Genomic DNA, 14,299 nt, shown 5'->3' with positions numbered 1-14,299 from the left:
GGGCAACACGCTGTCTGCATCCGATACCAAGCGGGCATGTTCGGCATGTTCTGCGTGGTGCTGGCGGCGTTTTCTGGCGCAGGGCGGGGCAGAAAACGGCTATTCTTTCGGCTTTCCAAAATAAGAGACGAGGTTTGCTATGAAGACCGTATTCCGCCACACCGCCATCGCCTTGGGCATTGCCTTGGCAGCGGCCGGCGCCCAGGCCCAGCTGCTGCAAAAGCCGGCGCTCGATGCGATTGCCGCCGAAGCGGTGAAGGCGCCTGCGACTTTTGCACAGTTTCTGCAGAACGCTGCCAAGCAGGACACGCGCCTGGCGCCAGCGGTGCAGCGCTACACGCAAGGCGAGCTTCTGCAAGGCGATGACCTGGCCAATGTGGCCCGCCTGCTGGGCCTCTACACCCGCCTGACGCAAGAGCACCAGGTGCTCAGCAGCATCAGCCAGATGGTGGCGCTGCCAACGGTGCGCGACCCCAAGGTGCCACCGCATGAGAGCCCGGCCATCATCGACTTTGGCCGCATGGTGGAAAAGATGGCCCAGGACTTTGGCCTGCAGTACCGCAATGTGGACAACCGCATTTTTGAAGTGACCTTGCCTGGCAAGGGCACGGAAGAGTTCGGCATCCTGACCCATGCGGACGTGGTGCCGGTGGTGCCGGCCGAATGGGTGGTAGATGGCCAGCAGCTCGACCCCTTCAAGGTCACCCGCGTGGGCGACAAGCTCTACGGGCGCGGCACCATCGACGACAAGGGCTCGATCGCCACGGTGCTGTATGCGATGAAGGCCGTCAAGCAGTCGCAGCTGCCATTGCAGCGCAGCATCCGCCTGATGATCGAAACCACCGAAGAGACCGGTGGTGATGCGATGAAGTACTACCGCGACAAGACCAAGCTGCCCGACTACAACATCGTGCTCGACAGCAAGTACCCGGCGGTGGTCGCAGAAAAAGGCACGGGCGCCATCAAGGCCAGCTTTGCCGATGTGAAGACCGACCCGCAGCAACCGGCCATCACCGCGATGGCGGGTGCGGCATCGGCCAATGCGATTGCCCAGACCGCCACCGCGACGATCGAGGCCGGCAATGCCGCCGCGCTGGCCGCCGTGGCCCAAAAGCTGCAGGCCGCCAAGGAGGGCTTTGTGGCCAGCAACCAGCAGTTTGGCAAGTTCAGTGTGGACCTGGTGAGCAGCGCCAACAAGATCGATATCAAGGTGACCGGCACCTCCGCCCACGGCTCGCGCCCTGAAGAAGGCGTGAACCCCGTGCCGCGCCTGGCCTTGCTGCTGCAATCGGCGCTGATGCCCGCCCAGGGCCAGCCCCTGGTGCAGCAGAACCAGTACAGCGAAGCGGTGCGCTACATCAATGGCGTGTTTGGCATGGACTACTTTGGCAAGGGCCTGAACGTTGCCTACGCGGACGACTTCATGGGCCCACTGACCATCTCGCCCAACCTGATCAAGCCCGGCAATGGCCAGCTGGAAGTGACCGCCAATGCCCGCATGCCGCGCGGCAAGTCGCCCGAGCAGCTGAAGGCCGAAGTGGAAAAGGGCATTGCCAACTGGAGCGCGGCCACCAAGGTGCCCGTCAAGATCGACTACAGCCAAGGCAACTGGATGGCCCGCGACCCCAAGGGTGCCTGGCTCTCGACCCTGCTGAACATCTTTGGCGACACCACCGGCCTGGATGCCAAGCCCGTGCCGACTGCTGGCAGCACCACCGCCAAGCTGATGCCCAATGCCATCAACTTTGGCCCTGCGATGCCCGGCAAGAAGTACACCGCGCACAATGCGCTGGAGTACAAGGAAGTGCCGGACCTGCAAGCCGATATGCAGATGTTTACCGAGATGCTGGTACGCATCGGCAACCTGCAGCAGATGCAATAAGAGTCGCTAACACAACCCTTGATCCGTCGTTACCAAGCCTGGCCGTACGTCTGTACTGTCTGCGGCTTGGCGCCTCGTCTCAACCGCAAACCTTCGGTTTGCTGGGTCGTGTTAGCGACTCTAAGCACGAGGCTGTGGCCCAAGCAAAAGGCCTGCATCCCAGACGGGGTGCAGGCCTTTTTTATGGCGCAGACATCAGAGGATCAGCCGGCCTTTGAAGCGCGAAAGTTTTCTGCAAACGCCAGCGCATCCACACGCACCTGCGCGGCTGTTTTGCCGGGCTTGAAAAGTGCCGAGCCAATGCCAAAACCGGCCGCGCCCGCTTGCAGCCAGGGGGCCATATTGTCTGGCGCAATGCCGCCGACAGGGTAGATGTTGCTGCCCTTGGGCAGCACGGCCAGCAAGGCCTTGACGACGGCGGGCGATGCCAGCTCGGCCGGGAAGATCTTGAGGCCATGCGCGCCATGTTCCAGCGCCATGAAAGCTTCTGTGGGGGTGAAGACGCCGGGCAGGCTGATCAGGCCGAGCTTGACGGCCTCGTCGATCACGGCGGGGTTGCAATTGGGCGAGATGATGAGCTGGCCGCCGGCGGTATGCACATCGCGCACCTGCTGGGGCGTCAGCACCGTACCGGCGCCCACCAGCACATGGGGGTAGGCCTCGCGCATCGCGGCAATGCTCTCCAGCGGCTCGGGCGAGTTCAGCGGTACTTCCCACAGGCCAAACCCTGCCGATTGCAAGGCGGCACCCACGGGCACGGCCTCGCTGGGGGTGAGGCCGCGCAGGATGGCGATCAGCGGCAGCTTGGCCTGCAGGGCCTGGAATTGTTGGATCAGGTTCATGGCTGGGGTGGCAGTGACTGCGGTGTGGAGACGGTCGTCTGGGTCAGGTGGTCGTAAATCGCTTGGTGGCCGGCCCAGGTGGCCTCATCGCCAAAGGCGACCGCTTCGCAGCCCACATGGTGAAGCGCCAGGCTGTAGCGCTGCACCAGGGTGCTGGAGCCAATGACGGCGACGCGGCTGCCCGCAGCCGTCGGCATGGTGCGCAGCTCTTGGCCAATCAGCAGGCCGGAGAGGTAGCTGGCCGACTGGGCCGGGTCCAGCGCGCCAAACAGCGACAGCGCACGCGTGCCAAACAGCAGGTGGCTGAGGGTGTCGGGGCTCTGTGCCCGCTCCAGCCCTTGGATGAAGGCGGCCTCGTCCAGCGCAGCGCTGCTGTCCAGGGTCTTGCCCAGGATGGAGTGCTGGGCCAGCAGCGCAAACAGCTCGCCGGTCATGAAGGTCTTGAAGCCGGTGATGCTGCTGCTCTGCGCCTGCACCCATTTGCTGTGCGTGCCCGGCAGCAGCAGCAGGCCGTCGCGGCTGCCCATCAGCTGCAGCGCGCCGATGATCTGGATTTCCTCACCACGCATCACATCGGGCACGCCATGCACGGCATCGACTTGGCTCTGTGCCAGGCTGCTCATGCCCGGCACGATGGCCGTCGGCACGCCCTGGGGAAGATCGAGCCAGAGCAGCTGCTGGCACAGCGCGGAAAAATCGGCCGGGCAGGGGCAGTAAGGCGCTTCCTGCCAGCCCTGGCGGCTGCCCACCATGCCCGACAGCAGGCACAGCTGCGGGTCCTCGGCCAGCCAGTCGCCAAAGTGCTGCGCAAACGCATCGGCAAAGCCGCCGGGCGCCACTTGCAGGATGCCTTGGGGCAGGGCGCGCCGCTCGCTGATCTGGCCCTGCGCATCGATGCGCACGCCCCGCAGCGAGGTGGTGCCCCAGTCGATGGCAATCATGCGGGGGCGCGGGTCGCCCGGCGTGCGGGCAGTAAAGGATGGGGGCTTCGGCATGGGCGGTGAAAAGGGGCCAAAAAAAGCGCAGACGTGGTCTGCGCGGGCCATTGTAGAAGCGTCTGCAGCGGGCCGCTGTCGCGCCCGCTGCGCCTGGCGGCTATGGGCTTACAGCGGCTTGTAGGCCGTCACGTCGATCTCGACCTTGGCGTCGATCATCAGGCGCGATTCCACGGTCGAACGGGCTGGACGGTGGTCGCCAAAGCACTCCATGTAGACGCGGTTGAAGCTGCCGAAATCACGGGGGTCGTCCAGCCAGACGTTGACCTTGGCAACATCGGCCAGAGTGCAGCCGCCCAGCGCCAAGGCCTCTTCCAGGCGCTTGAACACGGCGCGGGTCTGCGCCTCGATACCGCCGGGCACGACCTGGCCCTGGTCATCGGTGGGCACGGTTCCCGAGACAAAAACAAAGTCGCCAGCGCGCACGGCGGGCGAGAGCGGACGGGCCAGACGGTCCGATGCGAGAGGGGCTTGGCCTAGGGTAATTACTGTCATGGGGTGGGTCTCCTGTATGTAAAGATATTACATCAACAACCGATAAACCTGTCAATAAATCGATTTGAAGGCAGTTTTTAGCGGTTGTGGTGTAAAAAAATTTCTTCACCCCTTCGATGAAAGCCTGCCCCATGAACGCCCTTGCCTCGCGTGTCCGCACGTCCCGTCGCCAACTGCTTGCCGCAGCCCTGTTGGCTGCCGGCTGCGTAGGCCTGCCAGCGGGCAGCGCTTGGGCCCAGGCCGCCCACAAGGGTGGTGCCGCCAATCTGGCGATGATTGGCGAGCCCCAGAGTCTGGATCCGATGGTCAGCTCCACCGACCTGGTGGGCACCATCATGCAGCATGTCTACGAGCCGCTCTTCACCTTTGATGCGCAGTGGAACATCCAGCCCATGCTGGCCCAGTCCATGCCGGTCATCTCGGCCGATGGCCTGACCTACACCATCACCTTGCGCAAGGGCGTCAAGTTCCACAACGGCAAGGAGATGGTGGCCGATGACGTGGTCGCCTCGTTGCAGCGCTGGATGGACGTGTCGGCACGCGGCAAGGCGGTGGGCCAGGAGATTGCCCGCATGACCGCCAAGAACCCGCAGACGGTGGAGATCAAGCTCAAGGCCGTGTATGCCCCGCTGCTGGCCCACCTGGCGATGCCCAGCGGCATGGCCGGCATCATGCCCAAGGAGGTGGTGGCACCGGTGCTCAAGGATTTCATCGGCACCGGCCCCTACCAACTCAAGGAGCGCAAGCCCGACCAGTTCACCGTGCTGGCGCGTTTTGACCACTACGCCGCACGCAGCGAGCCCGCCAGTGGCTATGCCGGCAAGCGCGAGGCCCAGCTCGATGAGCTGCGCTTTGTGCCGGTGCCCAATGCGACGACGCGGGTCGAGGGCGTGCTCTCGGGCCAGTTCCAGTACGCCGATCTGCTGCAGGTTGAATCGGTAGGCCGCCTGGAGAAGGCCGCGCCCAATGTGGTGCCGATCGTCACGCAGAACTTTGGCTTCCCCTACATCGTCTTCAACACCAAGGAAGGGGTGCTGGCCAAGAAGGAACTGCGCCAGGCGGTGCAGACGGCCATGGGCCCGGCCGAAATGCTGCAGGCCGGTTTTGGCGACAAGCGCTTCTTCGCCGCCGAGCCCAACTTCTTTGCCAAGGGCACGCCGTACTACTCGGATGCCGGTGCCAAGCAGTACAACCAGAAGAACCCGCAGCTGGCCAAGGACCAGGCGGCCAAGGCCGGCTACAAGTCCGAGCCGATCCGCATCATGGCCAGCCGCCAGTATGAGTTCCACTACAACATGGCGCTGGTGATGGCCGAGCACTTGAAGCGCGCCGGCTTCAAGACCGAGCTGCAGGTGGTGGACTGGGCCACCCTGGTGCAGCGCCGCAACGATGCCAAGCTCTGGGATGTCTACATGACCCACTCGGGCCTGTTCCCTGAGCCGATGCTGTCGCCACCCCAGATGGGCAGCGGCGCCCCCGGCTGGTGGGAGACCGAGACCAAGAAGGCCGCGCTCGCCGCCTTCAATGGCGAGCCTGATGTGGCCAAGCGCGGCCCGCTCTGGGGCAAGGTGCAGGCGCTGGTCTATGACGAGGTGCCCTTTGTCGAAGTGGGCAAGTTCAATGCGCTGTCGGCGCGCTCGTCCAAGCTGCAGGGCTACCAGCCCATGCCCTGGCCATTCTTCTGGAACACCTCGCTGAGCCAGTAAGCCCCAGCGTCTCTCGAGTTCAGCCATGCTGCATTTTTTAGTCAAGCGCCTGGGCGGCGCTGTGGTGGTGCTCGCCCTGGTGGCCGTGCTGGTGTTCCTGCTCACGCGTCTGGCGTCGGGCGATCCGGTGGCGCTGCTGCTGGGTGACCAGGCCACCGCTGCCGATATTGCTGCCGCGCGTGTGCAGTACGGGCTGGACAAGCCCTTGACCACGCAGTTTGTGCTCTGGATTGGCCAGGTGCTGCAAGGCAACCTGGGCCAGTCGTTGTTCCTGCAAATGCCGGTCACGCAGGCGCTGCTCGAGCGCGCCGAGCCCACGATGTTTCTGGCCCTGTTCGCCGTGTCGATTGCAGCGTTGATTGGCGTGCCCTGCGGCATGGCCGCAGCCGTGTGGCGCGGCAGCTGGATCGACCAGGTGCTCAGCAGCATTGCGATGCTGGGTGCCAGCATCCCCAGCTTCTGGTTCGGCCTGATCCTGATCCAGGTGTTTGCCGTGCACCTGGGCTGGTTCCCGGCCTCGGGCTATGGCGATCCGGATGCGAGCTTTGGCGACCGCCTGCAGCATTTACTGCTGCCCGCCCTGGTGCTGGGCGTGCTCAACTCGGCGCTGATCATCCGCTTTACCCGCGCCTCGGTGCTCGACATCCTGGGCGAGGACTATGTGCGCACCGCCCGGGCCAAGGGCCTGGGTGAGTCGGTGGTGCTGGTCAAGCATGTGCTGCGCAATGCGCTGGTGCCGGTCGTCACCGTGCTGGGCCTGACCCTGGCCTTGATGATTGGCGGCACTGTGGTGACCGAGACCGTGTTCAACCTGCCCGGCGTGGGCAACCTGGTGGTGCGGGCCGTGCTGCGGCGCGATTACCCCGTCATCCAGGGCACCTTGCTCGTCATTGCCGCGATCTACGTTTTCATCAACCTCGCGATCGACCTGCTCTACACGGTGGTGGATCCCCGCATTCGTCTGGAGGGCCAATGATGAACGCCTCCCCAACGGCATTGCCGCTGCCCGCACGCGCTGGCTGGGCCCAATCCCCCTGGTTCAAGACCTTGCGCCGGCTGTTTGCGCGCAAGGTGGTGCTGCTGAGCGCCGTGGTGCTGCTGCTGATTGCAGCCACCGCCTTGCTCTACCCGCTGCTGACCGACTCCGACCCCAATGACATGAACATCAGCATGCGCCTGCATGCGCCTTCCTGGGCGCACTGGGCCGGCAATGATGAGCTGGGCCGCGATGTGATGGCGCGCATCATCTACGGCGCGCGCTACTCGCTGATGATTGGCCTGTTCACCGCGCTGGGTGCCGTGGTGCTGGGCACCTTGCTGGGCATGCTGGCCGGTTACTTTCGCCGCCTCGATGCACCGCTGATGCGGCTGGTCGACGCGATGATGGCCTTCCCCGACATCCTGCTGGGCATTGCGCTGGTGTCGATCCTGGGTGCATCGCTGTGGAATGTGATTCTGGCGCTGACCATCGTCTACACACCCCGCGTGGCCCGTGTCGTGCGCGCCTCCACGCTGGTTCTGCGCGAGCTGCTGTTTGTCGATGCCGCCAAGGCGCTGGGCGTGCGCACGCCGCTGATTCTGTGGCGCCACATCCTGCCCAACCTGCTGTCGCCGGTGCTGGTGCAGGTCACCTTCATCTTTGCCTATGCCATCCTGGCCGAGGCGGGCCTGTCCTTTCTGGGCGTGGGCGTGCCGCCTGACATCCCCACCTGGGGCACGATGATTGCTGGCAGCCTGGAGTATGCCGACAAGGCCTTCTGGACCATTCTGACCCCGGGCGTGGCCATTGTGCTGACAGCGCTGTCGCTGCAGTTGCTGGGCGACGGTGTGCGCGATCTGCTCGACCCCAAGCTGAAGAACAAATCATGATGAACACCGCCACCCCTGCAGCGGCCGCCAGCTTGGCCGCGCCACGCCTGGCCGCGCCCCGCCTGGATGTGCGCTCGCTGTCGACCTCGTTCGCCACCGAAGGCGGGCGCATCCAGAGCGTCTCCGATGTGAGCTTTCAGATTCTGCCGGGCCAGACCTTGGCCCTGGTGGGCGAGTCGGGTTCGGGCAAGTCGGTGACCAGCCTGTCGCTGATGGGCCTGCATGCCAAGACCTCGCAAGCCCAGGTGCAGGGCCAGGCCCGGTTTGTGCAGCGCGATGGCCGCACGGTGGATCTGCTGTCGCTCGATGCCAAGTCCCTGCGTGCGCTGCGCGGCAATGAGCTGGCCATGGTGTTCCAGGAGCCCATGACCAGCCTGAACCCGGTGCTGACTGTGGGCGAGCAGATTGCCGAATCGGTGCGCCTGCACAAGGGCCTGGGCAAGGCGGCGGCCTTGGCCCATGCCCAGCGCATGCTGGAGCTGGTGGAGATACCGGCTGCCGCCCAGCGCGTGCATGAGTACCCGCACCAGCTGTCGGGCGGCATGCGCCAGCGGGTGATGATTGCGCTGGCCATGGCCTGCGACCCGAGCCTGCTGATTGCCGACGAGCCCACCACCGCGCTGGATGTGACCATCCAGGCGCAGATCCTGGCCTTGATGGGCCGGCTGCAAAAGGAGACGGGCATGAGCATTCTGTTTGTGACCCACAACCTGGGCGTGGTGGCGCAGTACGCCGATGCGATTGCGGTAATGTATGCAGGCCGCATTGTCGAGACCGCCAGCGTGCATGCACTGTTTGCCGCGCCCCAGCACCCCTATACCCAGAGCCTGCTGGGCTGCCTGCCCGGCATGGCGCGCCAGCGCGAGCTGGCCGAGGCCGCCGAGCTGCGCGCCGGTGGCAAGCCCGCCTTTGTGGGGCGGCGCCGCCTGGATGCCATCCCCGGCCAGGTCTCCAGCCCCTTGAGCCCGCCGCCCGGCTGCGCCTTTGCGCCGCGCTGCAGCAAGCGCCTGAACGCCTGCGAGCAGGCCATGCCCGGCCTGGAGACATGGCGCACCGGCAACGATGCCCAGCCCAGCGAGCGCCAGGTGCGCTGCATTCGCGCAGGAGAAGCCGCATGAGCATGACCGACACCCTGGAACGCCCGGCCGAGCAGGCCACGGCAGCGCCCGCAGCGGCCGAGCCGCTGGTAAGCATCCAGCATTTGAGCAAGCAGTTTGGCAGCGGTGCCCACCCGGTGCGCGCGGTGCAGGATGTTTCCTTCGACATTTACCCCGGTGAGACCCTGGGCCTGGTCGGCGAGTCCGGCTCCGGCAAAAGCACCATCGGCCGGCTGCTGACGAGGCTGATCGAGCCGACCGACGGCCAGCTGCATTTTCGCAAGCAGGGCGGCGAGACCGTGGACCTGGCGCACCTGGGCCCCAGCGCGATGCGACCGCTGCGCGCCGATATCCAGATCATCTTTCAGGACCCCTATGCCAGCCTGAACCCGCGCATGCGCATCCGCGATGTGCTGGGCGAGGCGCTGTCCACCCACGGGCTGGCGCCCGGTGCGGCGCGGCAGCAGCGCATTGCCGAGCTGCTGGACCAGGTGGGTTTGCGTCCCGAACATGCCGAGCGCTTTCCGCATGAGTTCTCCGGCGGCCAGCGCCAGCGCATCGGCATTGCCCGGGCGTTGGCGGTGGAGCCGCGCTTCATCGTGGCCGATGAGCCTCTGTCGGCGCTGGATGTGTCCATCCAGGCGCAGGTGGTCAATTTGCTGGGCGACCTCAAAGATCGCCTTGGATTGACGCTGTTGTTCATCTCCCACGATTTGGATGTGGTGGAATACCTCTGCGATCGCGTGGTGGTCCTGTATCTGGGCCGTGTGGTGGAGGTGGCACCGACCGAGGCCTTGTATGCCCGGCCGCGCCACCCCTATACCCAGGCCTTGCTGGCAGCCGCACCGATTCCGGACCCGGCCCAGCGGCGCAGCATTCCGCTGCTGTCGGGTGACCTGCCCAGCCCCAAGAACCCACCGAGTGGTTGCGTCTTTCGTACCCGTTGCCCGCAGGCCGAGGCGCGCTGCGCCCAGGCTGATATGCAGCTGCGCCCCGTGGCCGAAGGCCATCTGCAGGCCTGCTGGAAAGTCCAAGATTGAGAGAGTGAACCATGCAACCCGATTTTTTGATTGACGCGCGCAGCAAGAGCTACCCGCTGGCTGCTGCTCCCACCCAGGCCTCTGCATTGGCCGCACGCGGCTGGAATGTGCTGCGCGATGACCTGCCGTACCCGCTGGCCGTCATCCGCCAGTCGGCCCTGGCCCACAACGCCCGCTGGATGCAAGACTATGCGGCGCGCCGCCAGATCCAGTTTGCACCGCACGGCAAGACCACCATGTCGCCCCAGCTGTTTGATCTGCAGCTCAAAGGCGGCGCCTGGGGCCTGACCTTTGCGACCATCTTCCAGCTCGCCGTGGGTGTGGAGGCCGGTGCGCGCCGCGCCATCATTGCCAACCAGGTGGTGGCGCCTGCCGATCTGGATGGGCTGGATGCCTTGCTGAGCCAGCACGCGGATCTGCGCGTCTGGTTCCTGGTGGATTCGATCAGCCAGCTGCGCTGCATCGAGGACTGGAGCCGCGCACGCAACAGCGTACGCCGCTTTGATGTGCTGATCGAGGTGGGCATTCCCGGCCAGCGCACCGGTGTGCGCAGCCAGGAAGACGCGCTGGCGCTGGCCCAGGCCATCCATGCCAGCGGCAGCGCCCAGCTGGGCGGCATCGAATGCTATGAAGGGGGCCTGACCCAGTGCGACAGCGCCCATGACATCCCTGCCGTCGCTGAACTGGTGCGCCGCGTGGTCGAGATTGCCAAGGCCTGCGATGCCCAGGGCCTGCTGCCGGAGGAGGCGCCGATCCTGAGCGCCGGTGGCTCGGCCATTTTTGACCTGGTCGTCCCCTTGCTGCAGGGCGCCGGCCTGTCGCGTGCCTTTACCGGCGTGCTGCGCTCGGGCTGCTACATCACCCATGACCATGGCAACTACCGGCGCTTGCTCAAGCTGGTCGAGCAGCGCGAAGGCGTGGATGCATCGCTGCAGGCCGCGCTGGAGGTCTGGGCCATGGTGCAGTCTGTGCCAGAGCCAGGCCTGGCCTTGCTGACCTGCGGCCGCCGCGATATCTCCTACGACCTGGAGATGCCATCGGTGCAACGCTATGCGCCACGCGGCAGCCAAGCGGCGCAGCCTGCGCCTGCCGGCTGGACCATCTCGGCCCTGAACGACCAGCATGCCTATCTGCGCTTTGACCCGGCGCAGGGCGCGCCGGCCGTGGGCGACCGCATTGCGCTGGGCATTTCCCACCCTTGCACCACCTTTGACAAGTGGCGCTGGATCCCCGTGGTGGACGATGCCTGGAACCTGGTCGATGCGATCGAGACAAGGTTTTGACATGTCCAGCCTTAAAACAGCGCTGAGCCTGCAGTTGCTGCAACAGCAGCAGGCCGCGCTGCCGCTGGCCCAGCGCCAGGTCATCGATGTGATCCTGCGCGACCCGGGCGCCGCGGTGCTGGCCACCGTCGAGCAACTGGCGCTGCAGGCGAATGTGTCCATGCCGACGATCGTGCGCATGTGCCGCCGCTTTGGCTATGCGTCGGTGCGTGAGTTCATGGTGGCGCTGGCGCAGACCTTGGCGGTGTCGGGTTCGCACCTGCACCGCAGCGTGCAGCAGGACGACTCCACCGCCGAGGTGGTCAGCAAGATCGTGCATGCCGCTGCCGGTGCGATCGCCAACCTGGGCCAGCGCCTGGATGCGGCGCTGATCGACGAGGTGGCCGGCAAGATGGCCAAGGCCTCGCGCATCGATTGCTATTCCGTCGGGGCGGCCTCGTCCTTCATGGCGCAGGAGCTGCAAAGCCGCCTGTTCCGCCTGGGCCTCACGTCCAACGCCATCTTTGATGCGCACCAGCAGCTGGTGTCGGCCTCGACCCTGGGCAAGAATGGTGTGGCCTTTGTGATATCGCATGTGGGGCGCATGCCCTACACCCTGGAGGCGGCGCAGTTTGCCAAGCAGCAGGGCGCTACCGTGGTGGCCCTGACCCAGCCGGACACGCCGCTGGCCGAGATGGCCGACCATGTGCTGGCGGTGAACGTGCCCCAGGACGCGGTGATGCGCGTGGGCACCGAGGCCTACCTGGCCCACCTGGTGGTGATCGAAATCATGATGGTGCGCCTGGCGCAGATTCTGGGGCCGCGCGTGGTCACGGGCATGCAGCAGTACAAGAGGCTGCTGGAGACCCATGGCTTTGACAGCTATGAATACATGGGCTTTCAGCAGCCTGCGCAGCAGCGCAAAGGGGATGCACCCGCCCCCACCAAACAACAAGGCCCCACCGCTGGCTGATGGCAGCCGGCAGCAGTGCCTGGAGATACAACAATGGAACGCAGAGTGTGGTTGAGCAATGGCACGGTGGTGGATGGCACCGGCCTGTCGGAGTTTGTCGGGGATGTGTGGCTGCAGGGCGGGCGCATCATTGGCGTGTTTGCCCGCGATGGTGCGGCCGGCGCCGCACAGCAGGCAGCGCTGGCCGGCTGGAAGGCGCAGGACCCGCTGCAGATCGACTGCACCGCCAAGGTGATCGCACCGGGCTTTATCGATGTACACACCCATGACGATGCGGCGGCGCTGAACAGCCCGGCCATGCTGCCCAAGCTCTCGCAAGGGGTGACCACGGTGATCGCCGGCAACTGCGGCATCTCGCTGGCACCGGTGGTGACGGCGCACCCGCCCGCACCGCTGTCACTGCTGGGCGACCAGCAGTTCCGCTTTGGCAGCATGCAGGATTACGCAGCCGCCGTGGATGCGGCGCAGCCCTCCATCAATATCGCGGCGTTGCTGGGCCACACCTCGCTGCGCATCAAGCACATGGCCGATCTGAGCCGCCCGGCCAATGCCGCCGAGCGCGAGGCCATGGCGCAGGACATGCATGAGGCCATGCAGGCTGGCGCGCTGGGCCTGTCCAGCGGCATCTTCTACCGCGAGGCCTATGCGGCCGACATGCGGGAGCTGGTAGCAGTAGCCACCGTGGCGGCCCGGCATGGCGGCGTCTATGCCACCCATATCCGCGACGAGCTCGAAGGCATTCTGGAGGCCATGCTGGAGGCCGCTGGCACGGCCCGGCAGTCGGGCCTGCCGCTGGTGCTGTCGCACCACAAATGCGCGGGCTCGGCCAACTGGGGCCGCACGCTGCAGACCTTGCCGCTGGCCGACAAACTGGCGCAGCAGCAGGAGCTGTCGATGGACGTCTATCCCTACACCGCCGGCTCCACCGTGCTGCGCGAGGACCTGGTCGATGGCGTGATCGATATCCTGATCACCCGCAGCGAACCCTATCCCGAGGTGGGCGGCCGCTACCTGCGCGATATTGCGGCGGACTGGGGCATCAGCGAGTACGACGCCTGCGTGCGCCTCAAGCCTGGCAATGCCTGCTACTTTCAGATGCGCGAAGACGATGTGGAGCGCGTCATCCGCCACCCGCTGGCCATGATCGGCTCGGACGGCCTGCCCAACGACGAGCGCCCACACCCCCGGCTGTGGGGCGCCTTCCCGCGCGTGCTGGCCATGTACTGGCGCGACAAGGGCGTGCTGAGCCTCGCCCAGGCGGTGCACAAGATGACGGGCATGTCGGCCCAGCGCTTTCGCATGGCCGACCGGGGCCTGCTGGCCGCCGGCAAGGCGGCCGATGTGGTCGTGTTCGACCCCGCCCGCATCCAGGACCAGGCCACCTTCGAAAACCCCAAGCAGCGCAGCGTGGGTGTGGAAGCCGTCTGGGTCAATGGCGTGCTCAGCTACACCGAAGAGGCGGGCGCCTTGCCGGCGCGTGCTGGGCGGTTTGTGCGGCGGGCGGTGGCGGCTTAGGCGCCAGCCTGGGTCTCATCCTGTGATTGACCGGCTGCCGCATAGCGCAGCCGGTAGTCACTCTGCACAAAGCCAAAGTCATAGCTGCGCGTCTGCAGATGCTGGGCTGTCACCGTGCTGCAGCCATCCGTCAAGGGCCCGAACAGCGGCAGGCCGCTGCCCAGCAGCACGGGAATGCGGGTGATGGTGATCTCGTCGAGCAGCTGCGCATTGATGAAGGACTGGATCAGCTGACCGCCATCGACATAGGCTGCGCGCACGCCGCTGGCGGCCAGATGGGTGCAGAGGGCCGGCAGGCTGCCTTTCCACAGCTGTGCAGTGGCGGGCGCGCCAGCGGGCAGGGCGCTCCACTGGCGGGAGATGACATAGACCGGCTTGTCATACGGCCAAGCGCCAAAGCCCAGCACCGTCTCAAAGGTTTTGCGCCCCATCAAGATCACGTCCACACCCGCCATGTACAGCGCATAGCCACAGTCTTCCCCCTCCGGCACAGTGGCATTGGCGGCATTGAGCCAGTCCAGGCTGCCATCGGTTTTGGCGATAAAACCGTCCAGGCTGGTGGCGATAAAGCTGCTGCATTGCATGGGGATGTCCTGGTGAAATTCATGGGCTAAGCCTCGAAT

At 65.6% G+C, this 14,299-nt stretch carries 13 protein-coding genes; 9 read left to right on the top strand and 4 right to left on the bottom strand.

Annotated elements, in window-relative coordinates; translation table 11 throughout:
- Positions 1-139 precede the first annotated feature (139 nt).
- The gene (locus LPW39_RS22775) at positions 140-1,882 is read left to right on the top strand and encodes a dipeptidase (RefSeq protein WP_230780886.1); all 1,743 of its coding nucleotides are present in this window, start codon (positions 140-142) and stop codon (positions 1,880-1,882) included.
- A 203-nt stretch (positions 1,883-2,085) separates the two neighbouring features.
- Here the strand turns inward: LPW39_RS22775 and LPW39_RS22770 are convergent, their stop codons facing one another.
- The 3 genes from LPW39_RS22770 to LPW39_RS22760 all read right to left on the bottom strand — a co-directional run bounded on the left by LPW39_RS22770 (position 2,086) and on the right by LPW39_RS22760 (position 4,214).
- Entirely contained in the window at positions 2,086-2,724 is a 639-nt protein-coding gene (locus LPW39_RS22770; protein WP_230780884.1) for a 2-dehydro-3-deoxy-6-phosphogalactonate aldolase, read from the bottom strand.
- Entirely contained in the window at positions 2,721-3,719 is a 999-nt protein-coding gene (locus LPW39_RS22765) for a 2-dehydro-3-deoxygalactonokinase (RefSeq protein WP_230780882.1), read from the bottom strand. The genes LPW39_RS22770 and LPW39_RS22765 overlap by 4 nt, the downstream gene beginning before the upstream one ends.
- Positions 3,720-3,827: 108 nt before the next feature.
- Complete coding sequence (locus tag LPW39_RS22760; RefSeq protein WP_133855106.1) at positions 3,828-4,214, bottom strand: RidA family protein; 387 nt, start codon at positions 4,212-4,214, stop codon at positions 3,828-3,830.
- Between the two features lie 131 nt (positions 4,215-4,345).
- On the opposite strand from LPW39_RS22760, the gene LPW39_RS22755 reads away from it, so the two are divergent.
- Genes LPW39_RS22755 through LPW39_RS22720 form a run of 8 tightly spaced genes read left to right on the top strand, consistent with a single transcriptional unit; the run spans position 4,346 to position 13,676 of the window.
- Positions 4,346-5,920, top strand: coding sequence for an ABC transporter substrate-binding protein (locus LPW39_RS22755; RefSeq protein ID WP_230780880.1), 1,575 nt, complete (start codon positions 4,346-4,348; stop codon positions 5,918-5,920).
- A gap of 25 nt (positions 5,921-5,945) precedes the next feature.
- The gene (locus LPW39_RS22750; protein WP_133855104.1) at positions 5,946-6,896 is read left to right on the top strand and encodes an ABC transporter permease; all 951 of its coding nucleotides are present in this window, start codon (positions 5,946-5,948) and stop codon (positions 6,894-6,896) included.
- Positions 6,896-7,789, top strand: a complete 894-nt coding sequence (locus LPW39_RS22745; protein WP_230780878.1) for an ABC transporter permease — start codon at positions 6,896-6,898, stop codon at positions 7,787-7,789. The genes LPW39_RS22750 and LPW39_RS22745 overlap by 1 nt, the downstream gene beginning before the upstream one ends.
- Positions 7,789-8,907, top strand: coding sequence for an ABC transporter ATP-binding protein (locus LPW39_RS22740; RefSeq protein ID WP_230780972.1), 1,119 nt, complete (start codon positions 7,789-7,791; stop codon positions 8,905-8,907). The genes LPW39_RS22745 and LPW39_RS22740 overlap by 1 nt, the downstream gene beginning before the upstream one ends.
- Before the next feature lie 2 nt (positions 8,908-8,909).
- Entirely contained in the window at positions 8,910-9,926 is a 1,017-nt protein-coding gene (locus LPW39_RS22735) for an ABC transporter ATP-binding protein (RefSeq protein WP_230780970.1), read from the top strand.
- 11 nt (positions 9,927-9,937) lie between these two features.
- Positions 9,938-11,209, top strand: coding sequence for an amino acid deaminase (locus LPW39_RS22730; RefSeq protein ID WP_230780877.1), 1,272 nt, complete (start codon positions 9,938-9,940; stop codon positions 11,207-11,209).
- A gap of 1 nt (position 11,210) precedes the next feature.
- Positions 11,211-12,161: a MurR/RpiR family transcriptional regulator gene (locus LPW39_RS22725; protein WP_230780875.1), complete on the top strand. Its 951-nt coding sequence runs from the start codon at positions 11,211-11,213 to the stop codon at positions 12,159-12,161.
- A gap of 33 nt (positions 12,162-12,194) precedes the next feature.
- A complete protein-coding gene (locus tag LPW39_RS22720) occupies positions 12,195-13,676 on the top strand; it encodes an N-acyl-D-amino-acid deacylase family protein (RefSeq protein ID WP_230780873.1) in 1,482 nt (493 codons plus the stop codon).
- Here the strand turns inward: LPW39_RS22720 and LPW39_RS22715 are convergent.
- Positions 13,673-14,260 carry a dihydrofolate reductase family protein gene (locus LPW39_RS22715; RefSeq protein WP_230780871.1) on the bottom strand — a complete coding sequence of 196 codons (588 nt, stop codon included), beginning with the start codon at positions 14,258-14,260 and terminating at the stop codon, positions 13,673-13,675. The two genes, LPW39_RS22720 and LPW39_RS22715, sit on opposite strands and share 4 nt — an antisense overlap.
- Between the last annotated feature and the right edge of the window lie 39 nt (positions 14,261-14,299).

It is taken from the genome of Comamonas koreensis, assembly GCF_021026195.1.
Classification (GTDB): domain Bacteria; phylum Pseudomonadota; class Gammaproteobacteria; order Burkholderiales; family Burkholderiaceae_C; genus Comamonas; species Comamonas koreensis.
Note: the sequence above shows the minus strand (reverse complement) of the source record. Positions and strands in the feature narration are given on the sequence as shown.

What these genes read in the sequence shown, in the direction of transcription:
- LPW39_RS22775 (WP_230780886.1), top strand. Translation starts at nt 140, where the DNA reads ATGAAGACCGTATTCCGCCACACCGCCATCGCCTTGGGCATTGCCTTG.
- LPW39_RS22770 (WP_230780884.1), bottom strand. Translation starts at nt 2,724, where the DNA reads ATGAACCTGATCCAACAATTCCAGGCCCTGCAGGCCAAGCTGCCGCTG.
- LPW39_RS22765 (WP_230780882.1), bottom strand. Translation starts at nt 3,719, where the DNA reads ATGCCGAAGCCCCCATCCTTTACTGCCCGCACGCCGGGCGACCCGCGC.
- LPW39_RS22760 (WP_133855106.1), bottom strand. Translation starts at nt 4,214, where the DNA reads ATGACAGTAATTACCCTAGGCCAAGCCCCTCTCGCATCGGACCGTCTG.
- LPW39_RS22755 (WP_230780880.1), top strand. Translation starts at nt 4,346, where the DNA reads ATGAACGCCCTTGCCTCGCGTGTCCGCACGTCCCGTCGCCAACTGCTT.
- LPW39_RS22750 (WP_133855104.1), top strand. Translation starts at nt 5,946, where the DNA reads ATGCTGCATTTTTTAGTCAAGCGCCTGGGCGGCGCTGTGGTGGTGCTC.
- LPW39_RS22745 (WP_230780878.1), top strand. Translation starts at nt 6,896, where the DNA reads ATGAACGCCTCCCCAACGGCATTGCCGCTGCCCGCACGCGCTGGCTGG.
- LPW39_RS22740 (WP_230780972.1), top strand. Translation starts at nt 7,789, where the DNA reads ATGAACACCGCCACCCCTGCAGCGGCCGCCAGCTTGGCCGCGCCACGC.
- LPW39_RS22735 (WP_230780970.1), top strand. Translation starts at nt 8,910, where the DNA reads ATGACCGACACCCTGGAACGCCCGGCCGAGCAGGCCACGGCAGCGCCC.
- LPW39_RS22730 (WP_230780877.1), top strand. Translation starts at nt 9,938, where the DNA reads ATGCAACCCGATTTTTTGATTGACGCGCGCAGCAAGAGCTACCCGCTG.
- LPW39_RS22725 (WP_230780875.1), top strand. Translation starts at nt 11,211, where the DNA reads ATGTCCAGCCTTAAAACAGCGCTGAGCCTGCAGTTGCTGCAACAGCAG.
- LPW39_RS22720 (WP_230780873.1), top strand. Translation starts at nt 12,195, where the DNA reads ATGGAACGCAGAGTGTGGTTGAGCAATGGCACGGTGGTGGATGGCACC.
- LPW39_RS22715 (WP_230780871.1), bottom strand. Translation starts at nt 14,260, where the DNA reads ATGCAATGCAGCAGCTTTATCGCCACCAGCCTGGACGGTTTTATCGCC.